This window comes from Micromonospora sp. ABR4_055, from assembly GCF_056160425.1.
This window is the reverse complement of record NZ_JBSWXD010000111.1, coordinates 1-22,537: the sequence shown is the minus strand read 5'-3', so window position 1 is coordinate 22,537 and position 22,537 is coordinate 1. Positions and strand designations below refer to the sequence as shown.

At 70.8% G+C, this 22,537-nt stretch carries 19 protein-coding genes and 2 pseudogenes; 13 read left to right on the top strand and 8 right to left on the bottom strand.

Annotated features, from left to right (window positions below; translation table 11 throughout):
* The first annotated feature begins 158 nt into the window (after window positions 1–158).
* Window positions 159–677, top strand: coding sequence for a hypothetical protein (locus ACXAHD_RS22620; protein WP_278172659.1), 519 nt, complete (start codon window positions 159–161; stop codon window positions 675–677).
* Window positions 678–785: 108 nt separating this feature from the next.
* Window positions 786–1,880 carry a MerR family transcriptional regulator gene (locus ACXAHD_RS22615; protein WP_475052989.1) on the top strand — a complete coding sequence of 365 codons (1,095 nt, stop codon included), beginning with the start codon at window positions 786–788 and terminating at the stop codon, window positions 1,878–1,880.
* A gap of 8 nt (window positions 1,881–1,888) precedes the next feature.
* On the opposite strand, the gene ACXAHD_RS22610 is transcribed toward ACXAHD_RS22615, so the two are convergent.
* The gene (locus ACXAHD_RS22610; RefSeq protein WP_475052987.1) at window positions 1,889–3,133 is read right to left on the bottom strand and encodes an LOG family protein; all 1,245 of its coding nucleotides are present in this window, start codon (window positions 3,131–3,133) and stop codon (window positions 1,889–1,891) included.
* Between the two features lie 230 nt (window positions 3,134–3,363).
* Between ACXAHD_RS22610 and ACXAHD_RS22605 the strand changes: the two genes are divergently transcribed.
* Complete coding sequence (locus ACXAHD_RS22605) at window positions 3,364–3,792, top strand: DUF3151 domain-containing protein (protein WP_281552464.1); 429 nt, start codon at window positions 3,364–3,366, stop codon at window positions 3,790–3,792.
* A gap of 4 nt (window positions 3,793–3,796) precedes the next feature.
* Here ACXAHD_RS22605 and ACXAHD_RS22600 read toward each other — a convergent pair.
* A pseudogene (locus ACXAHD_RS22600) lies at window positions 3,797–5,251 on the bottom strand (MinD/ParA family ATP-binding protein); the annotation flags it as partial.
* Window positions 5,252–5,534: 283 nt separating this feature from the next.
* Between ACXAHD_RS22600 and ACXAHD_RS22595 the strand changes: the two are divergent.
* On the top strand, window positions 5,535–5,732 hold the full coding sequence (locus tag ACXAHD_RS22595) for a hypothetical protein (protein ID WP_281555824.1): 198 nt from the start codon (window positions 5,535–5,537) through the stop codon (window positions 5,730–5,732).
* Between the two features lie 181 nt (window positions 5,733–5,913).
* On the opposite strand, the gene ACXAHD_RS22590 is transcribed toward ACXAHD_RS22595, so the two are convergent.
* Complete coding sequence (locus ACXAHD_RS22590) at window positions 5,914–6,921, bottom strand: hypothetical protein (RefSeq protein WP_281552465.1); 1,008 nt, start codon at window positions 6,919–6,921, stop codon at window positions 5,914–5,916.
* Window positions 6,922–7,050: 129 nt separating this feature from the next.
* On the opposite strand from ACXAHD_RS22590, the gene ACXAHD_RS22585 reads away from it, so the two are divergent.
* From ACXAHD_RS22585 to ACXAHD_RS22575, 3 genes and pseudogenes are all read left to right on the top strand, one after another.
* The gene (locus ACXAHD_RS22585) at window positions 7,051–8,337 is read left to right on the top strand and encodes an adenylosuccinate synthase (RefSeq protein ID WP_281552466.1); all 1,287 of its coding nucleotides are present in this window, start codon (window positions 7,051–7,053) and stop codon (window positions 8,335–8,337) included.
* Window positions 8,338–8,569: 232 nt separating this feature from the next.
* Complete coding sequence (locus ACXAHD_RS22580) at window positions 8,570–9,922, top strand: ferredoxin reductase family protein (RefSeq protein ID WP_278172652.1); 1,353 nt, start codon at window positions 8,570–8,572, stop codon at window positions 9,920–9,922.
* A gap of 91 nt (window positions 9,923–10,013) precedes the next feature.
* Window positions 10,014–11,033 (top strand): annotated as a pseudogene (locus ACXAHD_RS22575) (FAD-dependent oxidoreductase); the annotation flags it as partial.
* Window positions 11,034–11,429: 396 nt separating this feature from the next.
* Here ACXAHD_RS22575 and ACXAHD_RS22570 read toward each other — a convergent pair.
* Both ACXAHD_RS22570 and ACXAHD_RS22565 read right to left on the bottom strand, forming a co-directional pair.
* Window positions 11,430–12,146 carry a S1 family peptidase gene (locus ACXAHD_RS22570; protein ID WP_475052992.1) on the bottom strand — a complete coding sequence of 239 codons (717 nt, stop codon included), beginning with the start codon at window positions 12,144–12,146 and terminating at the stop codon, window positions 11,430–11,432.
* Window positions 12,147–12,460: 314 nt separating this feature from the next.
* Window positions 12,461–12,604 carry a hypothetical protein gene (locus tag ACXAHD_RS22565; RefSeq protein WP_281552470.1) on the bottom strand — a complete coding sequence of 48 codons (144 nt, stop codon included), beginning with the start codon at window positions 12,602–12,604 and terminating at the stop codon, window positions 12,461–12,463.
* Window positions 12,605–12,799: 195 nt separating this feature from the next.
* On the opposite strand from ACXAHD_RS22565, the gene ACXAHD_RS22560 reads away from it, so the two are divergent.
* Window positions 12,800–14,020 (top strand): hypothetical protein, encoded by a 1,221-nt coding sequence (locus ACXAHD_RS22560; RefSeq protein WP_281552471.1) that lies wholly within the window; start codon window positions 12,800–12,802, stop codon window positions 14,018–14,020.
* 99 nt (window positions 14,021–14,119) lie between these two features.
* On the opposite strand, the gene ACXAHD_RS22555 is transcribed toward ACXAHD_RS22560, so the two are convergent.
* Both ACXAHD_RS22555 and ACXAHD_RS22550 read right to left on the bottom strand, forming a co-directional pair.
* Window positions 14,120–15,430, bottom strand: a complete 1,311-nt coding sequence (locus ACXAHD_RS22555; protein WP_289211797.1) for an ABC transporter permease — start codon at window positions 15,428–15,430, stop codon at window positions 14,120–14,122.
* Window positions 15,427–16,125: an ABC transporter ATP-binding protein gene (locus tag ACXAHD_RS22550; RefSeq protein ID WP_281552473.1), complete on the bottom strand. Its 699-nt coding sequence runs from the start codon at window positions 16,123–16,125 to the stop codon at window positions 15,427–15,429. Before ACXAHD_RS22550 ends, ACXAHD_RS22555 begins: the two co-directional genes overlap by 4 nt.
* A gap of 173 nt (window positions 16,126–16,298) precedes the next feature.
* Between ACXAHD_RS22550 and ACXAHD_RS22545 the strand changes: the two genes are divergently transcribed.
* The 4 genes from ACXAHD_RS22545 to ACXAHD_RS22530 all read left to right on the top strand — a co-directional run bounded on the left by ACXAHD_RS22545 (window position 16,299) and on the right by ACXAHD_RS22530 (window position 19,511).
* On the top strand, window positions 16,299–17,504 hold the full coding sequence (locus tag ACXAHD_RS22545; RefSeq protein WP_289211798.1) for a sensor histidine kinase: 1,206 nt from the start codon (window positions 16,299–16,301) through the stop codon (window positions 17,502–17,504).
* On the top strand, window positions 17,501–18,187 hold the full coding sequence (locus ACXAHD_RS22540) for a response regulator (RefSeq protein WP_289211799.1): 687 nt from the start codon (window positions 17,501–17,503) through the stop codon (window positions 18,185–18,187). Before ACXAHD_RS22545 ends, ACXAHD_RS22540 begins: the two co-directional genes overlap by 4 nt.
* An 85-nt stretch (window positions 18,188–18,272) precedes the next feature.
* Window positions 18,273–18,881, top strand: coding sequence for a hypothetical protein (locus ACXAHD_RS22535; protein ID WP_281552476.1), 609 nt, complete (start codon window positions 18,273–18,275; stop codon window positions 18,879–18,881).
* Between the two features lie 21 nt (window positions 18,882–18,902).
* Window positions 18,903–19,511, top strand: coding sequence for a hypothetical protein (locus ACXAHD_RS22530; RefSeq protein ID WP_281552477.1), 609 nt, complete (start codon window positions 18,903–18,905; stop codon window positions 19,509–19,511).
* 73 nt (window positions 19,512–19,584) lie between these two features.
* On the opposite strand, the gene ACXAHD_RS22525 is transcribed toward ACXAHD_RS22530, so the two are convergent.
* On the bottom strand, window positions 19,585–21,705 hold the full coding sequence (locus ACXAHD_RS22525; RefSeq protein ID WP_289211800.1) for a UvrD-helicase domain-containing protein: 2,121 nt from the start codon (window positions 21,703–21,705) through the stop codon (window positions 19,585–19,587).
* Between the two features lie 243 nt (window positions 21,706–21,948).
* Here ACXAHD_RS22525 and ACXAHD_RS22520 point away from each other — a divergent pair, with 243 nt between their 5' ends.
* Complete coding sequence (locus ACXAHD_RS22520; protein WP_475052977.1) at window positions 21,949–22,455, top strand: hypothetical protein; 507 nt, start codon at window positions 21,949–21,951, stop codon at window positions 22,453–22,455.
* Window positions 22,456–22,537 lie beyond the last annotated feature (82 nt).

The window sequence follows — 22,537 nt, the reverse complement described above, 5'->3', positions numbered from 1 at the left end:
CCCCCCCTCCCCCCCCCCCCCCCCCCCCCCCCCCCCCCCCCCCCCCCCCCCCCCCCCCCCCCCCCCCCCCCCCCCCCCCCCCCCCCCCCCCGTCGCCGTCGTACGAACCACACCGGTAGGATCTACCGATTCAGAGTGGTCCGCTGCGGAGGTCGGTCGTGCTCGGCATCGATGGGTACGAGCCACAGTGGTGCCACGACGCCGCGACGCTCGCCGCCGCCCACCGGGCCCGCTTCTCCCGCATCATCGGACGTCCGCTGGTCGACACCTGGCTGATGTGGGACCTCGACCTGGACACCTGGTACGCCAACGGCCCGGTCATTCTCGGCTTCGGTGACGTCAACGTCGAGGTCACCCACCGCAAGTTCGACGAGTGCGCGATCACCTGGAACCAGGTCGACATGTCCATGCCGCTGGACCTGCCCGGCCTGCGGCTGGACTGGCACAGCGACCGGCATCCGGCGCCTCTGCCGGCCCGGGGCCGACCGCTGCGGGCGGTCAACGTGATCGAGCGGATCATGCCGTCGCACTGGCGTCCGCACGTGCTGCACGCCGTCGAGTTCCTTTTCGACGGGGCCCGGTTGGCCGTACAGAACGCCCTCGACGAGAACGGCCTGTCCGCCGAGCCCGACGTCGAGCTGCCGATCGTCGCCTGGCGCCGCCGCCCCGTCGCCTGAGCCCACCGATGCTTGGCCCGACCCCGCCGACGGGCTTGACCCGGACCTTGGGGCCGACCACAGCATGACCCTTGCCGGTCGACCACGGCCGGCACGAGGAGGGGCACGATGCGGCTGCTCACCATCGGCGCGTTCGCCCGCGCCGCCGGACTGACGGTCAAGGCGTTGCGGATCTACGCCGACACGGGGCTGCTCCGGCCGGCGGCCGTCGACCCGGAGTCCGGCTACCGCTACTACCGGCCGGAGCAGCTGGAGCTGGCCCGGTTAATGGCCCGGCTGCGGCGTGGCGGGATGCCGCTGCGCCGCGTTCGGCAGGTCTGCGCGCACTGGCCGGACGACCCGGTGGCCGTCGCCGGGGAGATCGCCCGCTGGTGGTCGGCCACCCAGGCCGAGACGGCGGCCAGGGAACAACTCGTGACCAGCCTCGTCGCGGAACTCCAGACGAGGAGAACGACAATGACCGACCGACCGGCAGGCTACGGCCTGCGTAGCGCCGTCCGTACCGACATCGGCCGGGTGCGGACCAGCAACGAGGACCGGGCGTACGCCGGACGCCGACTGCTCGCGGTCGCCGACGGTGCCGCCGGCCCGGGTGGGGCGCAGGCCAGCAGCGCGGTGATCAAGGCGCTCGCGCAGCTCGACACCGGACCGTCGGATGCGCCGGGCACGGTCCTGGCGGATGCGCCGGGCACGGCCCTGGCGGACGCGTACCGCGCCGCCGACGACGCGATCCGCCAGGTGGGTGCCGGCACGGGTGCGTCGCCGGTCAGTACGGTGACCGCGTTGCTGCAGGTCGGCGACCGGTTCGAGCTGGTGCACGTCGGCGACACCCGGGCGTACCGGTGGCGGGGCGGCGCACTGACCCGGCTCACCCGCGACGACAGCTACGTGCAGGCGCTGGTGGACGCCGGCCGGCTCGACCCGGCGCTGGCGCTGGCACACCGGCGGCGGGCGCTGCTCACCCAGGCGCTGGACGGCACCGGGACGGCGAAACCGGCGTACGCGGCGCATCGGATCGTCGCGTACGACCGGTATCTGCTCTGCTCCGACGGGGTCTGGGCGGTGGTGCCCGACGACGACCTCGCCGCCGCGGTCGCCGCCGGGCTCGACCCGGCCGAGACGGTACGCACGGTGATCGACCTGGCGTACCAGGCGGGTGCCCCGGACAACGTCGCCTGCGTCGTCGCCGACGTCGTGCCCTGAGCCGAAGGTCAGCTCGACCTGGTGACCTGGTGCGGTACGACCGGCGGCAGCGCGTCGGCGGTGAGCAGCGCGACCGCCTCGTGCACGTCGTCGGTGAGCCGGATCAGCGGGGACAGGTCGCCGGCCGGGGACAGCGCCAGCAGCGGCGCCAGCATCGCCTCGACCGGCAGGGTCTGGGTCCAGAAGGCGCGGTCCAGGAAGACGTACGGGCCGCTGGCCCCGTCGGTGCCGTAGAACGTCTTCGTGGCCGCCTGGAACACCTCCTGCACGGTGCCGGCCCGGCCCGGCGCGAACACGATGCCGCCCCGGGCCAGCCGCAGGATGGTGTCCTCCCGGACGGCGTTGCAGAAGTACTTGGCGATCCGGCCGGCGAACAGGTTGGCCGGTTCGTGCCCGTACAGCCAGGTGGGGACGGCGAGCCCGCCGGCCCGCGCCCAGCCGGAGCCGGCGTCGTCGGTCACCGCCGCGTCGACCGGGTACCGGTCGCGGACCGCCAGCGCCGCGGCGGTGTACGGCTGCTGGTCGGCGTAGTCCGGCGCGCCGGCCAGCAGGTCGATGGCGTCGGTCAGCTCCTCTGCGTCGTGGCTGCTCAGGTACGCGCCGAGGTTCGCCGCCTCCATCACGCCCGGTCCACCGCCGGTGACCACCAGCCGGCCGGCTCGGGCCAGCTCCCAGCCGAGCGTGGCGGCCAGTCGGTACGCGGAGGTGCCGCGCGGCACCGCGTGCCCGCCCATCACCCCGATCACCGAGGCCGGCCCGTACCGGTCGATCCAGGTCCGGGTGGCGTCGGTGAGCGCGTTGTCGATGCCGTGGTCGTGCAGCCGCTGGGCCAACGCCTCCCGGATCTGCGGCTGGGCACCGCCGTGTCGGCGGAAATGCCGGTAGACCAGGTTGTCGTACATTCTGTCGGCACCGTGCTCGGCGAAACCGGCAGCCAGGTCGGCCGGGGTGTACAGCCGGGGCGGGTGGCTCGGGTACGGCCGCCCGGCGAACGGTGGGACCACGTGCGCGCCCCGGCGCACCAGCTCCGCTTCCGCCGCCGCCGACGGGAACGAACAGCCCAGGAACAACGTGTCGGTGAGGTCGATGTCGGTCAGGTCGGGCACCGGCGGTACGTCGAGCTGCAGTCCCTGCACGGTCAGCCCGGCCAGGCTGCCGGCGCGCAGATGATGGTCGAGCTCGGCGCGGGACTCCACCTCGTGCGGGGTGGAGTCGTAGTCGCCGGACAGCGCTGCGGGAGGTGGCGTGGGCATCCGGCCATTTTTCCGTACCGCCGCAACCGGCGGGGCGTGGCGCAGCGAAGCCCGGTCGTACAGCGAAGCCCGGTGGCACGAGGCCACCGGGCTTCCCAAACCGGTTCCTGGGGAGGCTCCGGACCTCTATTTCTAGTCGAGTACCGGCATCGGCACACCCGCCGCACGCGTGACGAAGGACTCATCCGTTCAGACACCATGTCGCTGCGAATACAGGTTGAATGGGCAAAATGCAGAACCTGTTGCCCGAACCGCCGGCCACCACGCTGCCCGGCGACGAGCAGGCCGAGGCGGCTCTTGCCGAGGCTGCCCAGGTGGACACCGAGGAGGCGTACGCCGCTGCCGCCGGCCGCCACCCCACCTACAGTCGGGCCTGGGCGGTGCTCGCCCAGCGTGCGTTCACCAGGGGCGAGGTCGTCGCCGCGTACGCCTACGCCCGCACCGGCTACCACCGGGGCCTGGACCAGCTGCGCCGCAGCGGCTGGAAGGGGCACGGCCCGGTGCCCTGGTCGCACCGGCCGAACCAGGGTTTCCTGGCCTGCCTGCACCTGCTGTCCCGGGCGGCCGGCGAGATCGGTGAGAGCGACGAGGCCGCCCGGTGCGCGCAGTTCCTGCGGGACTGCGACCCGGCCGCCGGGGACGCTCTCGCCAGCAGTTGACGGCTCAGAGCCCTTCGGCCACCGCCGAGGCGATCTTCAGCCATGCCTGCCGGAACGTCGCGGACAACTGCCCGTACCGGATCGGTTCCCCGCTGTCGATGATCCGCTCGTACGGTGCCAGCAGCACCGTACGGGTGCGGGCGGCGAAGTGCCGGTGGATCGGCGCCAGGTCGATCTCCCGGCGGGACGGCGGCATGGAGATGACGGTGACCGCCTGGCGGACCAGCCGCTGCCGGCCGGTCTGCTCCAGGTGGTCGAGCATCCGGGCGGCCGGCTCGGCGGAGTCGTTGCGGGCCGACATGGTCACCACGAGCTGGTCGGTGGCGTCGATCGCCGCCTGCCAGTTCTGTGCCCGTACGTTGTTCCCGGTGTCCACGAAGATCAACTTGTAGAACCGGCTGACCACCTCACGGATCTCGGCGAACGCGGCGGCGGTCAGCATCTCGCCGGCGGTGGCCGACTCGTCCGAGGCGAGCACGTCGAACATGCCTTCGCCCTGCGCCCGCACGTACTGCGACAGGTCGCCGACCCGGCCGTGTGACCCCTGGAACAGGCGCAGGTCGCGCAGCATGTCCCGGACCGTACGGGAGTGGAAGTCCTGCTGGGCGCGCATGCCGAGGGTGCCCTGTGTCTCGTTGTTGTCCCAGGCCAGCACGTAGCCGCCGCGCTTCTGCCCGAACGTCATGGCCAGCATCAGGATGGCGACGGTCTTGCCGGCCCCGCCCTTCGGGTTGACCACGGTGACCTGGCGCAGCCCACCGAAGTTGCGGCGCACCATTTCGACGTCCCGCCGGATCTCCTGCTCGTGCTGCCCCGGCGGCAGCTTGACCAGGCCCAGCGTGGTCCGGTTGAGCGCGGCCCGGACCCCCATCGTGGCGACCGGGTCGGCCGGTTTCGTCGCCCGCCGCAGGGCGAACTCCTCGGCGGTCGGCACGAACGACTCGGGTGTCCAGCCCGCCGGCAGTTGGCTGCCGTCGGCCGACGGGCTGGCCTGCTGGTGCGTCGGCGCGGCCGGCTGCCGCAGGGGATCCTGGTACGCGGGACCCTGCTGGGTGGGACCTTGCTGCACCGACCCGAGCACCCCGGGCGGCACCGGGTAGCCCGAGTCGAACATCGCCGACCGTGGCGGCGGCACCGGAGCGTCCGGCACCGGAGGCGACGGCATCCGGTGCACCCCGGGCGCTTCCTGGTACGGCTGTCGGGGCAGCTCGGTCACGCCCGGACTCACCTGCTGGTACGCCGACGCCGCCGGAGTCTGGGTAGGCGCTGGCGCTGGGGGTGACCAGGCTCCGCTGTCCGTCGGGGTCCAGTCGTCCCAGCCGGCTGCCGACACCGACGCGGCTGCCGACACCGGGCCGGCGGCGGGCGGGGCCCACGGGTCGGCGGGCTGGCCCGGCGCGGGTTCCGTCACCTCTTCCCGAGGCTCACTCGGCCGGCCGGGGCCGGTTGGCCCAGGCGGCGGTAGTGGGGGCGGCGTCGGCGTCTGACCGGGTGGCGGGGCGGGCCGGCTGGGACCAGGATGCGGCTGGCGGGGGTGGGTCGGGCCGGGCCGGGGCGGTGTCGGGTGCGGCCGGCCGGGCGCCTCCGACGTGGGCGCGGCAGCCTCCGACGTGGGCGCGGCCGCGTCCGCCGGCGGTACGGGTTGCTCCGCCAACGGTACGGGCTGCTCCGGTGACCGCCGGGGAGCCGGCGGCACGGCACCGGACGGACCAGCATCGCCGCCGGTGCCACCGTCGCGGGCGGTGCCCCCAGAACCAGCAGCACCGGTCGAGCGGCTGGTCAACCTGCTGGGTGGCTGCGCCCACGGCGACGCCGGCGAATGCGGCAGCTCCGGGTCGCGGTCGGCGGGCAACCGACCGTTGCCGGCCGTCCTGCCGTTGTCGGGCCGGACCTCGGCTCCGGACGTCACCGTTGGGATGACCGGTACCGCGATGGTCTGATCGTTGCGGGGAGTGGCCACGACCTCGTCCGGCGGCCAGAACGGCTCCTCCACCTGGCCTCCGTCAGCGTCGGTCGAACGCCCCGGATCGGTGTTGTCGTGCACTGCGTAGTACCCCCCTAGCCCCCCACGGACAACCCGAGGATGTGCAGGTCAGTCGCTACTTAGCGTCGCATACCAGGTCAGTATGTGTACACGGCCCAGGCGCCTGGTTCCACCCACCAGGAGCGTTTCCGGGTCAAGCCGCCCGCCACCCCGTCATCCAGGAACGGTAGTTCGCCGTCGCGCGGGGTGACCGCCGCCGCGCGACCACGGGCCCGGCGGATCTCGATGCGTACCCGCTCGCCGCGCCACCACGACCTGGTCTTCACCGGCACCGCCACCGCCACCTCCAGCACCCCGTCCGCCGGGTCCGCTCGGGCCACCAGTTCCACCTCCGCCAGCCGGGCGTATCCGTCGGCGTTCGCCACCACGCAGGCCAACAGCGGGTCGTTGCCCGCGCTCAGTACGGCGTCATCGACCTCGATCCGTCCGCGCCAGGGTAACGGGTGGTCGTGCTCGTCGGCGGCACCCAGCAGCGCGCCGTCCAGGGTCACCGAGCCACCGTCGGTACGCAGCAGGTCCAGCCGCCGCTGCCGGCCGCCGAGGACCGCGGCGGCGACTGCGGCCGGCTCCCTGGGCAGGGCGAGCCGGCCGGCCAGGTCGGCCGGCGGGATACCGGTTGCGCTTGCCCGTCGGGTGTCGGTGCCGGGGTCGAGCGGCAGTACCCCGATCGCCGGCAGGTCCGGCAGGGTCCGGGAGTCGGCCAGGTCGGCGGGTCGCCGGCTCGGTGGCGGGGCGTAGCGGCGTACCATCCGGCGCAGCACCGCCCGCAGCTGCCCGTCGGCGGCCGTGGCGACGATCAGCCGGGTCTTGCCGTCGTCGTCGGGCCAGGTCAGACCGTCCGGCCGGGCCGGGCCGTCCAGTCGTGCGAGGACGTCGTCGATCTCCCGGTCCGAGCGTGCGGTCACCGTCTCGACCCGCGCGCCGGCGGCGACCAGCGCGTCCCGGCAGGTCAGCACCGGCACCCGGACCGGTTCGGCGCAGTCCGGCTTCGCCCGGGTGAGTGCCGTGCCGCAGCTGACACCGCAGCCGCCGTCGCAGCCCGCGTCCGGCTGGCTGCCGAGTGTCAGCAGCACCACGTCGTACACCGTCGCCGCCTTCCGCCGATCTCTGCGGCCACGTCCACCAGGTTCGTGACCCTTGTTAGCCTGACTCCTCGGGCTTGCCACGCGGTCGCCACCTGGCACCCGAGCCCCATGGAGGCGGGTTACACAAAGATGCCAGCGATCGTGCTGCTCGGCGCGCAATGGGGTGACGAGGGCAAGGGCAAGGTTACCGACCTGCTTGGCGAGCGGGTCCACTACGTGGTGCGGTTCTCCGGCGGCAACAACGCCGGGCACACCGTGATCACGCCGGACGGGCAGAAGTACGCCCTGCACCTGATGCCGTCCGGTGCGCTCTCCCCGAACGCGATGATCATCATCGGTAACGGGGTGGTGGTCGACCCGAAGGTCCTGCTGACCGAGATCGACGGCCTCGCCGAACGCGGCGTGGACGTCTCCCGGCTGCGGATCTCCGGCGACGCGCACCTGATCATGCCGCACCACCGGGCGCTGGACAGGGTGGTCGAGCGCTACCTCGGATCGTCGCGGATCGGCACCACCGGGCGCGGCATCGGGCCGGCGTACGGCGACAAGGTGGCCCGGATGGGCATCCGGGTGCAGGACCTGCTCGACCCCGGCATTCTGCGCAAGAAGCTCGAGCTGGCGCTGCGGGAGAAGAACCAGATCCTGTTCAAGGTCTACAACCGCAAGGCGCTCGACCTGGACGCGGTGGTCGAGGAGTACCTGGCGTACGCCCAGCGGCTGCGTCCGCACATCGCCGAGACCCGGGCGATCCTCTGGGACGCCCTCGACCGGGGCGACACGGTGCTGCTGGAGGGCGCGCAGGCCACCATGCTCGACATGGACCACGGCACGTACCCGTTCGTGACCTCGTCCAACCCCACGTCGGGCGGGGCCTGCGTGGGCACCGGCATCCCGCCGACCGCGATCACCAAGGTGATCGGGGTGACCAAGGCGTACACCACCCGGGTCGGCTCCGGGCCGTTCCCGACCGAGCTGTTCGACGCCGCCGGTGACCATCTGCGCAAGATCGGTGCCGAGTACGGCACCACCACCGGTCGGGAGCGTCGCTGCGGCTGGTTCGATGCGGTCGTCGGCCGGTACGCCGTACGGCTCAACGGCATCACCGACCTGGTCGTCACCAAGCTCGACGTGCTGACCGGGCTGGCGAAGGTGCCGATCTGCGTCGGCTACGAGATCGACGGCGAGCGGTTCGACGACATGCCGATGACCCAGACCGGCTTCCACCACGCCACGCCGATCTACGAGGAGCACGACGGCTGGTGGGAGGACATCACCGCGGCCCGCACCGAGGCGGAGCTGCCGGTCAACGCCCGGCGCTACATCGCCCGGATCGAGGAGCTGTGCCGGGCCCGGGTCAGCGTGGTCGGCGTCGGTCCCGGCCGGGAGGAGAACGTGGTACGCCACGAGCTGCTCTGAGCCGTACCGTCGGCTCTGAGCGGTACCCGTGCCCCCGGCACGCGGATCCTCAGAGAATCCTCAGATCTCCGCCAAGCGTGGCGGAGCATGCCTGCTTCATGATCGAACCGGACCCGAACGTCCGCCGGTTGCCACCAGCGCCGGCGGCGGGGCACCGTTCCCGGTATTCGATTGATAGTAACTGATAGCAGGGAGTAAGGCAGTGAGCCGGCTGTACGGCGATCCCAATCGCGTGCGAGACGCGATGGAGGCCACCCCCACCCCGACCCCTCCGACCGGCATCCCCCCGATGACCTTGGCCCGCTGGACCCTGTGGGGTGTGCTGGCTGCCAACCTGTTGATCCTCGAAGTGGCCTTCTTCGCGTACGGCCAGGGCAAGCACCCGGTGCTGACCGTCGCCAAGTTCTTCGGCCTGCACGCCGCCATGATCATGATGCTGCAGCTGACCCTGGTGGCCCGGATTCCCTGGCTGGACCGGCGGCTCGGGATGGACCGGCTCACCGCTTGGCACCGGTGGATCGGTTTCGGTCTGTTCTGGACCGTGATGCTGCACGCCGTGTTCGTGATCGCCGGCTACGCCACCCTGTACGACATGGGCTTCGGCGAGACGTTCCTGAGCCTGGCCGGGGTGACCGCCTCGCTGCTCGGGATGATCGCCGCCGGCATCATGATCGTCGTGGTCGGGGCCTCCATCCGGTACGCCCGCCGCCGCCTGCCGTACGAGGCCTGGCACAGCCTGCACGTGCTGATCTACCTCGCGCTGCTGGCCGGCCTGGTGCACCAGTTCATGGAGACCACCACCTTCGACTCGGCCCCGGCCAACATCTACTGGTGGACACTGTGGGCACTGGTGATCGGGTCGCTGATCGTCAACCGGGCGATCGTCCCGCTGTGGCGCAACGCGTACCACCAGTTCCGGGTCGCCGCCGTGGTGCCCGAGGCCGACAACGTGACCTCGGTGTACGTCACCGGCCGGCATCTGGACCGGCTGCCGTCGCGCGCCGGGCAGTTCTGCATCTGGCGGTTCCCCGGTCACAACCGCTGGTGGCAGGCGAACCCGTTCTCGCTGTCGGCGGCACCCGACGGACGTTCCCTGCGGCTGACCGCGAAGGCCGCCGGCAAGACCAGCGCCGGGCTACGGCACCTGAAGGTCGGCAACCGGGTCTTCATCGAGGGGCCGTACGGCGCATTCACCAACCTGCACCGCAAACTGGACAAGACCCTGCTGGTCGCCGGTGGCGTCGGGGTCACCCCGATCCGGGCGCTGCTGGAGGAGTCGGGCGGTTCGACGGTGGTGCTCTACCGGGCGGCCAAGGAGACCGACGCGGTGCTCCTCGGCGAGCTGCAAGGGCTGGCCGCCGCGCAGGGTGCGCAGCTGCACGTGCTGACCGGGCGCACCGGGTCCGGGTCGCCGCCGAACCGGCCGTTCGACCCGGAGAACCTGCTCGCACGGGTGCCGGACATCACCGAACGCGAGGTGTTCGTCTGCGGGCCGCCGGCGATGACCACCGCCGTCGTCGACAGTGTCCGGGCCATCGGCGTGCCGAACGCCCAGATCCACGCCGAACGCTTCGGTCTGGGCTGAACCCTGAGGGGTTTGGGCTGAACCCTGAGGCTCAGCCCTTCCTCAGAGAATCCTCAGATCTCCATCACGCGCCGTGTCCGGTCGCGGCCCGATGATCGTAGGACCTGTCGGCGGGTCGGCGGGTTCGACCCGGAAGGGCGAAACAAGGGTGAGCGACAGCGACGGCACCAGCGCGATCGTGATCGGGGCGGGAATCGCCGGTCTGGCCACCGCGCGGGTGCTGAGCGACCACGTCGATCGGGTGACGGTCCTGGAACGGGACCGGCTGCCCGACGACGCGGTGCCACGCCGGGGCGTCCCGCAGGGCCGCCACGGCCACCTGCTGCTGGCGGCCGGTCGGCGGCTCCTTGACGGCTGGTTCCCCGGGCTCACCGGGGAACTGGCCGCCGCCGGTGCCGTCCCACTGCACGGCGCCGACCTGGTGTGGCATCAGGGCGGCGGCTACCGGGCCCGTCCCGACCTCGGGTTCCTCGCCATGTCGGCGAGTCGGCCGCTGCTGGAGGACGCGGTCCGTCGGTGCCTGCTGCGGCAGCGGCGCAACGTGACCGTCGTCGACCGGACCGCGGTCGACGGCCTGGTCGTCGCGACCGGCCGGACTGCCGGCGCCCGGATGCTCGGCGCCAGCGTCGACGATGCCCGGGTCACCGGTGTCCGGGTGGACGGGGTCGAGCACCGGGCCGACCTGGTCGTCGCCTGTACCGGGCGCAACACCCGCTTCCTGGACCAGTTGGCCGAGCTTGGCTTCCCGGCACCGGAGGTCGCGGCGGTACGGGTCGACGCGGCGTACGCGTCGCAGCTGGTCCGGCGGGGCCCGGATGACCTCGACGGTGCCCTCGCGGTCGTGGTCGACGACCGGGCCGGCGGCCACCGGACCGGCACCATGGTGCCGGTGGAAGGCGACCGCTGGCTGATCACCATCGGCTCCCGGCACGGGGAGGTGCCGCCGAGTGACCCGGTCGAGTTCGAGAACTTCGCCCGGGAGCTCCCGTCACCCACCATCGCCGACGTGCTGACCAAGGCCGAAGCGCTCAGCCCGGTGCTGACCCACCGGATCGCCACCGATCAGCGCCGGCAGGTGGAACGGCTGCGCCGTACCCCGGCCGGATTCCTGGTCCTGGGCGACGCGATCTGCAGCCTCAACCCGATCCACGCGCAAGGTGTGACCTCCGCCGCCCGGCAGGCTCGGGCGTTGGACCGGGCGCTGCGGCGGTACGGGCCGACCTCGCCACGGCTGGCCGGTGCCTTCTACCGTCGGGCCGGCCGGGCGGTCGACGCACTGTGGCGTACCGCCGTCGGAGCCGACTTCGCCGATCCCCGGACCACGGGCCACCGGCCGGTCGGTACCGGTCTGGTCAACCGGTACCGGAACCTGGTGTCCCGGGCCTGTCACACGTCGCCGGTGGTGGCCCGGCAGGCGCTGCTGGTGCAGCATCTGCTGGCCCGGCCGCGGATCGACCAGTGGCGGCGGCCGCCGGTCGGGATCAGCGGCGACGGCCAACCGGGCCGATCAGTAGATCGTCACGTCGTACTCGTCGACCGCCTCGCGCACCGGCTGGTAGAAGGTCGTGCCGCCGGTCCGGCAGTTGCCGCTGCCGCCCGAGGTGAGGCCCAGCGCGGTCGACCCGGAGTAGAGCGGGCCGCCGGAGTCGCCCGGCTCGGCGCAGACGTTGGTCCGGATCAGACCGCGGACGACCCCGCTGCCCAGGTAGCGGACCCGGGCGTTGAGCGCGGTGACCGTACCGCTGTGGGTGCCGGTGGTCGAACCGGTGCGGGTCACCGACTGCCCGACGAAGGCGTCGCCGACGCTGAACCCACCCGGGTGGCTCTGCGCCGGGTTGTCGTAGCGGACCAGCGCGTAGTCGTCACCGGGGAAGCTGTAGTCGATGGTCGGGCCGATCAGGTTGGTCTGCGCGGAGTTGCTGTACCAGGTGCTGACCACCTCACCGCAGTGCCCGGCGGTGAGGAAGTAGTAGGTGCTGCCGCGTACGGCGTTGAACCCGAGCGAGCACCGGCCGCCGCTGCCGTAGATCGGGTCGCCGGACGAGACCAGCCGGGTGAAGACGCCGGACGTACGCTCGACCCGGATCGCGCTGGCCTTGCCGCGTGCGGCCAGCCGGATCTTGGCGATCTCGGCGCGGGAGACGCTGCTGTCGGCGGTCACCACGACGCGACCGGAGGCGCTGTCGACGTGCCAGGCGATCCCTTCGACGCCGGAGGCTTCCACCAGGTCGCTGACCTGGGCTAGTTCGCTGGCGGTGTAGACGACCGGGGCGGCTGCCCCGGCGGATGGCAGGGCGAGCGCGCCGGCGGTGACTACGCCGACGGCGACGGCGAGCAGCCGGGTGGCCCGACTGGTCGTGTGGCTGAGCCGCACTGTTCCCTCCTGAATGTGACTGGGGATCTCAGGCTTACTGGATATTGACAGTTTTGTTGTGTGTCGATGCTGATGCAAGCGCTAACATGGCAAAATTACTTAGACAATAGCAAATATGAAAAACAATCCTGGCAGTTGTCTGACTTGGCGGCGTCCCGCTTTGGTCAGAAGGTGGTCCGGTCGGGGTCGGCGATTCGGTCCAGCACGGTCGTCCAGGTGGTACGCAGCGCCCATGGCCGGCCGACAGCTGCCTCACCGCTGTCCGGCCAGTGGATGTCCGCGCGGTCCTGGGGGTGGACGTTTGGCACGGGAGGGCGGCATCGGGCGATCATGTCGCCCTCTGGTCTGGTGTCCAATGAATGTCTGACACTGACCGTCTCCTGCTTGAATTTGCGACCATTCCACAACCGTGGACCCTGGTAACGTTCCGGGGCGACACAGATCGATTCTTGTCGATCATGGTGTTCCTGTGTCGATCCAGTTCTTCCTCGAGAGGATCACGGATGTCCCGTCCCGCCCGCCTCACCCGGCGCGCCCTCGTCGCAGCGATCACCGGCGCCCTCGTCGCCACCCTCACGCCCGGCACCCCGGTCTCGGCCGCCGACCGACCCTTCATCTACCAGGTAACCCCCGGCACCGCGCAGTGGCGCGCGCTGAGCAGCCACCAGGAGATGGTCGACGCCGTACAGATGCCGGACAAGACCGCCGCCGCCTTGCGGACCCCGCTGCTCGTCGACGCCGTCCTGGCGTACCCGCTGCTGCCCGACGCCCTGGCCTTCAACAGCGTCCAACAAGGCTTCGAGACCGTCACCGCACGCTTCACCGGACTGCAGGAACTGCTCCGCCGCCCCGACGCCGGCCAGGAACTGCTGAAGCGCTACCGGACCCTGAACCTTGCGGCCCGCCCCGGTGAGACGCTCGATGAAGCAGGTGACCGGGTCATGACCGCATGGAAACTGGAAACCGTCCTCGCCCAGCCGCAGGTGCTGGCCACCCTGACCACGGCGCAGTCCGCGGAGTTGCTGCACGTCGGACTCGCCGTACACCGAGCCAAGCAGGCCGACGCCAAGACGTACAGCCAGGCCAGCCTGGAACCGACCGCGGTGCTGCTGGGCCGCACGCTCGCGATCCGGGAAGGCTGGGACTGGACCCGCTCGGAGTTGCTGCGGGAGGGCCTGCAACTGCGGCCGGGCGCGGTCGAGACCACCGTTGCCGCCGTACGGGCACACCTGGCCGATCCCAGCGTCGCGCACCCGGTCAGCGACGACGTCGGGACGCTGGACTACTACAGCACCGTCTACACCCCCAACGGCACCCCGGTCACGGTGATCACCAGGACGTACGAGCTGACCAGCGCCGAGATCACCAACGGCAACAACTACGTGGACAGCTTTTATCCGTCGGCCACCCGGGAAAGCAACGCCTCGCGCATGTACAACTGCCACTCATACGCCTGGTACAGCACTTCCAGCGCGAACAACCGGTGGATGAACAGCCCCGGTGACGACCAGTACTGGCTCGATGGCAGCTACACCCGCTGGCACCCGCCGTACATCTGGTTCTCCAGCATGAAGCTGTCGTACGCCAGTGACGATCACTCCGGCATCTGGGTCGGCACCAGCAGGTACGTACGGTCCAAGTGGGGTCAGCTGCCCCTGATGTACCACTACTGGAACTACTCCCCGTACAGCAGTGCCACCACCAACTCGTACTTTCCGTCCTGACCGACCTTGGGAGCCTGATTGGCAGCGGGGACGTGCCGGGCGGGAACGGATCCCGCCAGGCACGTGGTGCTTGCCGACCGTCGACCGGCCCGGTCGCTGCTACTCGTAGCGCAGCGATTCGACCGGATCGGCCCGGGCCGCCCGCGACGCCGGCAGCGTGCCGGCCAGGAACGCGATCGCCATCACCAGCAGGATGATCATCGCGATCGGGGCCGGCTCGAACGCGATCAGCGTCAGTCCGGGCAGGTCCGACAGGAAACCGTCGGCCAGCGCGCTGCTGATCGCCGTACCGGCCACGATCGCCAACACCGCACCGATCGCGCTACCAAGGAAACCGATGACCGTGGCCTCCAGGCTGAACAGGCCGAACACCTTGCCGGAGCCCATGCCCATCGCCTTCATCAAGCCGATCTCGCGGGTGCGCTCCTGCACCGACATGAACAGGGTGTTGACGATCCCGAAGCTCGCCGCCAGCAGCGCGATCACCGCGAAGGCGTTGAGCACCCAGACGATGCCGTCGATGACGGTCCGGAACGCCCCGAGTTGGTCGGCGACCGTGCTCCCGGTGTAGCCGGCGTCGGCCAGTCGATCCTTCAGCGCGTCGATCTGCTCGTCGGTCGCGGCGGGGTCGAACCAGATGCTCGCCTGGGCGTACCGCTGCGCCTCGACGGCGGGGATGCCGGTGTTCTGCGCGTCGAACAGCGCGTCGGTCAGCGCGTCGTTGGGCACGATGCTGGCTCCGGCCGGGGTCGCCAGGGTCTCCTCGGCCACCCCGACGATCGTCGCCTCGATCACCTGCCGGGTGCGCTCGGCGTCGGTGACCGCGATCGAGACGGTCTCGCCGAGCGCAGCCGCCTCGTCGGCGAAGCCGAGGGGTTCGACGTACGACGTCGGGAGTGCGAGCTGCGGCTGGGCGGACGAGTTGTCCGGCTCGGCCCCGGCCGCCAGCGGCGTCTGCTGCCCGGCGACCAGCCCGCCGACGTCGACGACGTAGCGCGTACCGTCGCCGACCTGGATGTAGTCAGCGCTGATCGACCTGGTGGGCTGCACGTCGAGCACACCTTCGATGTCGGCCAGCGCTTCGAGATCCGCCGGGGTGAGCGCGACGACCGTCTGCCCGGGTGGCCCGGCCTCCCCGCTCGACACCGTGTCCGGGTCGTACTCGGCCGGCCCGGCGTCGGCGGTGCCGAACCCGTCGCCCTGCTCGGAGGTCTTCACGACCGTCATGACGTCAGAGGCGCCGATCGCGGTCACCGTGTCGTCGATGTACGCGTTGATGCCGGTGCCGAGCCCGCTGGTCAGGGTCAGGGTGAATGCGCCGATGAAGATCGCCAGGATCGTCAGCAGCGTGCGGGTCTTGGACCGGAAGGTGTTCGCGGTGGCCGAACCGACCAGGTCGGAGATCTTCATGCCGGCACCGCCGCCGAGTCGCTGACCAGCTGACCGTCCCGGACGAGGATGCGGCGGTCGCAGCGCGCCGCGAGCTCCTCGTCGTGGGTGACGACGATCAGGGTGATGCCGTTCTGCCGGTTGAGGCCGAAGAGAATGTCCTCCACCACCGTGCCGGTCGCGGAATCGAGGTTGCCGGTGGGCTCGTCGGCGAAGATGATCCGCGGATTGTTCACCAGCGCCCGCGCGATCACCACGCGTTGTTTCTGCCCACCGGAAAGATTCGCGGCCTTGTTCTTCGCCTTGTCAACCAGCTCCAGTTGCTCCAAGGCGGCCATGCCGCGCCGTCTGCGCTCGGTGCGCCCCACGCCGGCGATCTTCATCGGAAGCATGACGTTGTCGAGCACCGAGATGTTCGAGGTGAGGAAGAACTGCTGGAAGACGAACCCGAAGGTCTTGTTGCGGGTCTGGTTGAGCCGGCTGCCCCGCAGCGTACGGGTATCGACGCCGCCGAGCATGATCGAGCCCGACGTTGGCGCGTCCAGCAGCGCGAGAATGTGCATCAGGGTCGACTTGCCCGACCCGCTCTTGCCGAGGATCGCGACGCTTTCCCCGTCATGTATGTCGAAGTTTACTCCCTTCAACGCGTCGAAGCTGTTCGCGCCCCGGCCGTACGTTTTCTGTACGTTGACAGCCGAGATGACAGGGCTTTCCATCGGACTCCTCGTATTCGCCGACCAGGCCGCTTTCCGGCTGGTGTCTCCATCGTCGTCAACGGCCCGGCCCGCCGCGTCACTCTGCGGCGGGCACCCGCGTACCGCGTGCGCGGTATCGGGGATTACCGCGACAGGTGGACCTGCCCGGTCACGGCGGCCGGCAGACTGGGGCCATGACGACCACTACGGCCGGGCCGGCGGACCCGAGACATCGGCGTCCGCGCGTACCGCCGTGGGTCGGTGACCTCGTCGCGGCGGTGATCATCGTCGCGACGGCGCTCACCCCGTTCAAAGTCCCCGAGCATGAGCAGGCCGGACCGGTCACCGTCGCCCTGGCGATCGTCCCGGCCGTGCTGCTGCCGCTGCGGCGGCGCTGGCCGCTGCCGGTGCTGGCCGGCTGTATCGCGGTCTACGGTCTGGTGGCGGCCACCGGGGCGCTGGAGCCGGGCGTGGTGCTCGCGGTGTCGATCGCTATGTTCGGCGCGGCGAACCGCACGGACCGGCGGACCACGCTCACCACAGCCTGCGCCGCCGTTGTCGCGACGACCCTACTCAACCTCCTGACGGCAATCGGGAGCGTGTTCGATCCCCGGGCGTTCCAGGTCATCGTCCTGGTCGCGTTCGCGGCCGCCGCTGGCGACGCCACCCGGTCCCGGCGGGAGTACCTGCTCGCTATCCTCGAACGCGCCGAGCGTGCCGAACAGACCCGCGAATCGGAGGCCCGTCGACGGGTGACCGAGGAACGGCTGCGGATCGCCCGTGACCTGCACGACGTCGTCGCTCACCAGATCTCGGTGATCAGTTTGAACGCCGGGGTGGCCTCGTCGGCGCTGCAGACCCGCCCTGACCGGGCCCAGCAGTCGCTCGGCGTCATCCGGGGCGCGGCCCGGACCGTGCTCACCGAGATCGGCGACCTGCTGCGGGTGCTGCGGACCGAGGACGACGACCCGGCCAACGGGGCGGCGACCGCCCCGCAGCCGGGTATGCACCGGCTCGACCAGCTGGTCGCCGGGTTCACCGGGGCCGGGCTCCACGTGTCGCTGCGTACCGACGGGGATCTGTCGGCGGTCACTGGCGCGGTCGACGTGGTCGCCTACCGGGTGATCCAGGAAGGCCTGACCAACGCCCATAAGCATGGTGCCGGGCATCGCGCGCATGTCCAGGTCGAGGTCGACCCTGACCGGATCCACGTGATGGTCACGAATCCGGTGTCCGGCCGGTCGGCCGACGACCGGCCCGAGGTGCCCAGCAGCGGGCACGGACTGGTCGGTCTGCGGGAACGGGTCGCCTCGGTCCGTGGCGTCGTCGAAACCGGCCTGTCCCCGGGCGGCTACCGGCTCGCCGCCACCCTGCCGCTACCCAAGGAGGAACCCCGGTGACCAGCGTGCTCGTCGTCGACGACCAGCCACTGATCCGCCAGGCCGTGACCGACATCCTGACCGACCACGACGAGATCAGCGTCGTCGGCGAAGCCGTCAACGGTACGCAGGCCGTCGGGCTCGCCGGGTCGCTGCGTCCCGACGTCGTACTGATGGACATCCGGATGCCGCAACTCGACGGCATCGGCGCGACGGCGGCCATCTGCGCCGACCCGGCGCTGGCCGACACCCGGGTGCTGATCCTCACCACGTTCGAGGAGGACGAGTACCTGGTGGCGGCGCTGCGGGCGGGTGCCAGCGGCTTCATCGGCAAGGGTGCGGAGCCGGAGGAGATCGTCCGGGCGGTCCGCGCGGTGCACGCCGGTGAGGCGCTGCTGTCGCCGGCCGCGACCCGCAGCCTCATCGAGCGGTACGTGCTGCCAGGCCACGCACCGGCCGCAGCGGTGAGCCGGCCGAATCCGGCCAGCGAGGCGCTCGACCAGTTGACCGACCGGGAACGCGAGGTGCTGCTGCTGGTCGCGCGCGGCCGGTCGAACCAGCAGATCGCCCAGGACCTGGTGATCTCGCCGCACACGGCGAAGACCCACGTCAACCGGATCATGACCAAGCTGTACGCGCACGACCGCGCCCAGTTGGTCATCCTCGCGTACGAGAGCGGCCTGCTGACCCCCGGCCTGACCTGAGTGCCGAGGCGTCTGTCGGAGATCTTGCACCGTGCTGCCCGGGTCCGCCTTGTGGTCCGTGGACTGGCCCGCCTACCGTATCGATATGTCCCGATCATTGTTGTTGATGGGGCGGGGGTGCCTGCCGAGCGGGGTACGGGCCGCCATGGTCGTGGCGGCCGGCACGGCGCTGTCGTTGCTCGCGGTCGCTCCGGTGCGGGCCGCCGACATGGTCCCCCAGGCCTGCCCGATCGAGGAGACCTACGAGGTCTGGTCGCCACAGAAGGTCTGGATCTCCACCGACACCGCGAGCGACTGGCAGACCGGTCCCGGGTCCATCGACTTCACCGGTAGCGGCACGATCGACATCTCGGTCACCACGTCGGCGAGCTTTTCGGTCTCGGCCGGTGCGCTCGTCGCGTCGGCTGAGACCACCTTCGGTGTCGACCTCACCGTCGGGTCGAGCCACACGACCAGCTGGAGCCACTCGATCCCGCTGTCGTCGGGGGTGACGTCCCGCCTGGTACGGACGAAAGAAGGCCGGCTGTTCGGCTTCAGGAAGCATCGGCTCAACACCAACTGCACGGTGACCACGTCGGCTGACGCGGTGGCGTACGCCCCACTCGCGTCACACAGTTCGAACTACTACTGCTGGAAGCGGGACGACTACCCGGCGACGGCCTGGTGGTATCCGAACCCGCAGGGCGGGTGTTAACAAGGGGTGACGTGGGGAGACATGGGAAGGCTGCCTACCGCCCTGGGCCTCGCTGTGGTCCTGGCGTTCGGCGTCGCCGGGTGCACCGGCGGCTCGGACGGCCCGGATAGCGGGGCGCCCAGGCAGTCGTCGTCCGCAGGCCTGGCCGACGACGATCATCGGGGTGTCGCCCTCGAATCGGCCGGGCGCGGCAGCCAGCACAGCTCACAGCTGGAGGTCAGCCAGAGCCGCTACGACGGCCTGGTCGTCTTCCGGAACGTGACAAGCTCTCCGGTCCAGCTGATCTCCGTTGAGATGGCGACCAGCGACTCGGCGGTCGTCAGCGTGGACTCCGTCGGCCTGGTGGCGCTGGCGCCGGACCAACCCGACGGAGTCGGCTTCACCGACCGGTTCCCGCCCGTGTTCGCACCTGGTCTGACCGCCGTCGACCCGGCTTCGGTCGAGCTGCTGCCGAGCGATGCCAGCCGGGAACGCTACTCGACCGTATTCAAGATCACGGCCGTTCGGCCCGGCCTGTGGGAGGCCCCACCCGTCACGGTGACCTACCGGTCGACCGGGGGCGTTCGCTCGATCGACTTCCCGCACCGGCTCTCTGTCTGCGTCGAGCCCGCCTCGACGGCCGAGTGTTGAGGCGGGCTCGACGGGCGGTCCCCGCCATGAGTCCGTTGAGCAGGGCTGTGTGGCGGAGGGTTCAAGGGGTTGGTCAGTGGGTGGGCCGGGCGTCGAGGAACGGGCTGGGCGCACCGGCGTAGGAGACGTAGAGCGAGTCCCGGGCGCGGGTGCAGGCGACGAAGAGCAGGCAGCGTTCCCGTTGCAGGTCGTGCCGGTGCGCGGTGGGGTCGTCGTCGGCTGCGGTGATCGTCGAGCGGGCCGGCATGGTGTCGGCGTCGACGCCGATCGCCGCGACGCAGCGGAACTCGAGCCCTTTCATCGCGTGCATGGTGCCGACCCGTACCGCGTTGGTCTTGCTGGCGGTGGGGGTGCTGACCGGGATGCCGGCGGTGCCGAGCCGGTCGCGGGCGGCGCGGGCCAGGTGGCCGTTGCGGGCGGCGACGGCGATCGCGTGTGGCTCGACCCCGTCGTCGATCCAGCTGCGTACCTGGGTGACGAGCTGGTCGTGCTCGGCGTCCCGGTCCGGGTGGCCGGCTACCCGGGGCCGGCGGCCGTGCATCGGCGACCGGTAGCCGGTCAGGTCGTCCTGCTGGTCGTCCAGCCCGGTCGGGTGCACGCCGGTGAGCAGCCGCACCGACCAGGCGAGGATCTCCTGGGTGGTGCGGTAGTTGATGGTCAGCTTGCGGCTGCGGCCGCGGATCCCGACGCCGAGGCTGCCCAGCGACACATGGTTGTCGTAGATGCGCTGGTGCGGGTCGGCGACGATGAACAGGTCGTCGGGGCCGGCGGCGACGGCGGCCCGCAGCAGTCGCCACTGGGCCGGGTGCAGGTCCTGGCCTTCGTCGACGATGACGTGCCGGTACGGGCGGTCCGGCCGTTCGGCGAGGATCTTCGCCGCCTGGTCGGCCAGCTGCAGGTGGGTGTGCTGGTCCTGTTGCCGCAGCGCGTCGGTGACCTGCCGGATCGCTTCCCAGACGGCGAGCCGCTGGTCGGCGCGCAGCGGTGCGCCGCGGCCGTGCCGGCGGGCGGCGAGGTAGCCGGCCGGCTCGGTGATGCCCTGGGCCAGGATCACCTGTTCCCATTCGCGTTGCAGGAAGGTGGCGCTGTGCTGCCCGCCGGTGGCGTCGGCGGCCTGTTCCCACAGCGGTCGGGTGACGGTCCTGGCGTCGGCGATGACCGGTTGGCGGCCGAGGGTTTCGGCGACGATCCGGTAGGCGAGCCGGTCGACGTTCAGCACGTCGATCCGGTCCCGTATCGGCGCATCGTCGGTGAGCAGGCCGAGCTGCCGGTCGAGGGCGTCGGCGAGGTTGCGGGTGAAGGTGGTCAGCAGCAGCCGGTCCGGGCCGCCGGTGATCCGGGCGGCGAGGAACACCGCCCGGTGCAGGGCGGTCACCGTCTTGCCGGTGCCGGCACCGCCGGTGACCAGCGCCGGTCCGGCGTACGACGGGCGGTGGGCGATCTCCCGTTGGGTCGGGTGCAGGAAGACCCGCCAGGCGTCGAACGGGTGGGCGAGGATGCTGGCCAGCTCGGCGGGGCCGGAGACCAGGTGGAAGCGGTCCGGGGTGCGGGCGGCGGCGGCGGCCAGGTCGTCCGGGTCGACCGGCTCGGCGGGTGCGCTGGTCGGCAGGTGTGCGCTGACCTCGTCCCAGACCTGCTCCGGGGTGTATCCGGCGGCGAGGCCGGTGAGTGCGTCGTACTGGGCGGCGGGTAGCAGGTTCGCCAGGGCTTCCAGGTGCGCTTCGGTGGTGAGCAGCCGGACCAGGGGGAGGATGTCGGCGTCGACGCCGAGTCGGATCAGGTCGGCGTCGTTGACCCGGCTGAACAGCATGCTCGGGTTGGCCCTGGCGGCCTGCTGCAGGGCTGGCTCGATGCTGTCGAGGGCCTGCTGGTTGCGGACCTCGAGGACGCCGAGGGCCTGGTTGACGGTGAACCGCCGGCTGGTGGCGTACTCGATGGCGTCGTCGTGGGGCAGGACGGTGAGCAGCAGGAACTCGTCGCCGCTGGTCGGGGCGAGTACGACGCCCCGGTAGAACTGGGTGATCCGGATGGTGCGGATGCGGGAGTCCTTGGCGTTGGCGAGTTTCTCCAGGTGGATGCCGGCGTGGGTGTGTGCCGCGAACTTGTCGATCACGGCGGAAACCGATTTCTGAACGGGTTTTTGCAGCTTGGCATAGTCGGCCAGGAAGTCCTTGGCGATTCCGAGCTTGGCCACTGTCGTAACCCCTGTCGACTGTGTGGACGAATTGCACTAGCCTGCACGCCTGCGTTCGCGGAGAGCCCATGCTACGCAACAGTTCCGAGCGCGGAGAACGACGAAAGGTGCAGAGTGGAGGCACGTACGTATGGAATGGGCCGTTCGGACATCTCGCACCAAACTATCGACGATGGTCAGCGTGGTGGATCTGCTGTCACAACCCTGACGGACCAGTCGGCGGTGCCCGCCGAAGGCCAACTGGTGACGGTGCGAAACCGCAGGTGGGTGGCGGCGCAGGTGCATCGCGGCGAGGTCGCCAGCGCCGACCCGCAGGTGTTCACCGGGCAGGCGCCGCACCTGGTGCAGCTGATCAGCGTCGAGGACGACGCCCGCGACGAGGAGTTGCGGGTGGTCTGGGAGTTGGAGCCCGGTCGGGCGGTGCACGACTCCACCGTCCTGCCCGGTCCGGGTGACGGGTTCGACGACCCGGCCCAACTGGACGCATTCCTCGACGCGGTCCGTTGGGGCGCGATTGCCTCGGCCGACCGTACGGCGTTGCAGGCCCCGTTCCGTTCCGGCGTGGAAATCGAGGACTACCAGCTTGACCCGGTGGTGCGGGCGTTGGCGATGCCACGGACCAACTTATTGATCGCCGATGATGTCGGTCTGGGTAAGACAATCGAATCCGGCCTGGTCATGCAGGAGTTGATGTTGCGGCACCGGGCCCGGACGATGGTGATCGAGGTCTATTCACAGGCGATCCTGTAGAAGTGCAGCCCGATGACACAGGAGATCGTTTCCGTGAAGGTCGCGAGCGGTCTGCGGTAGTCGGTGTGCAGGATTCTCCAGG

Bases quoted from the DNA above. Each gene is read 5' to 3' on its own strand.
- ACXAHD_RS22615 (WP_475052989.1), top strand. From the start codon at position 786: ATGCGGCTGCTCACCATCGGCGCGTTCGCCCGCGCCGCCGGACTGACG.
- ACXAHD_RS22610 (WP_475052987.1), bottom strand. From the start codon at position 3,133: ATGCCCACGCCACCTCCCGCAGCGCTGTCCGGCGACTACGACTCCACC.
- ACXAHD_RS22605 (WP_281552464.1), top strand. From the start codon at position 3,364: ATGCAGAACCTGTTGCCCGAACCGCCGGCCACCACGCTGCCCGGCGAC.
- ACXAHD_RS22585 (WP_281552466.1), top strand. From the start codon at position 7,051: ATGCCAGCGATCGTGCTGCTCGGCGCGCAATGGGGTGACGAGGGCAAG.
- ACXAHD_RS22560 (WP_281552471.1), top strand. From the start codon at position 12,800: ATGTCCCGTCCCGCCCGCCTCACCCGGCGCGCCCTCGTCGCAGCGATC.
- ACXAHD_RS22555 (WP_289211797.1), bottom strand. From the start codon at position 15,430: ATGAAGATCTCCGACCTGGTCGGTTCGGCCACCGCGAACACCTTCCGG.
- ACXAHD_RS22550 (WP_281552473.1), bottom strand. From the start codon at position 16,125: ATGGAAAGCCCTGTCATCTCGGCTGTCAACGTACAGAAAACGTACGGC.
- ACXAHD_RS22545 (WP_289211798.1), top strand. From the start codon at position 16,299: ATGACGACCACTACGGCCGGGCCGGCGGACCCGAGACATCGGCGTCCG.
- ACXAHD_RS22535 (WP_281552476.1), top strand. From the start codon at position 18,273: ATGTCCCGATCATTGTTGTTGATGGGGCGGGGGTGCCTGCCGAGCGGG.
- ACXAHD_RS22530 (WP_281552477.1), top strand. From the start codon at position 18,903: ATGGGAAGGCTGCCTACCGCCCTGGGCCTCGCTGTGGTCCTGGCGTTC.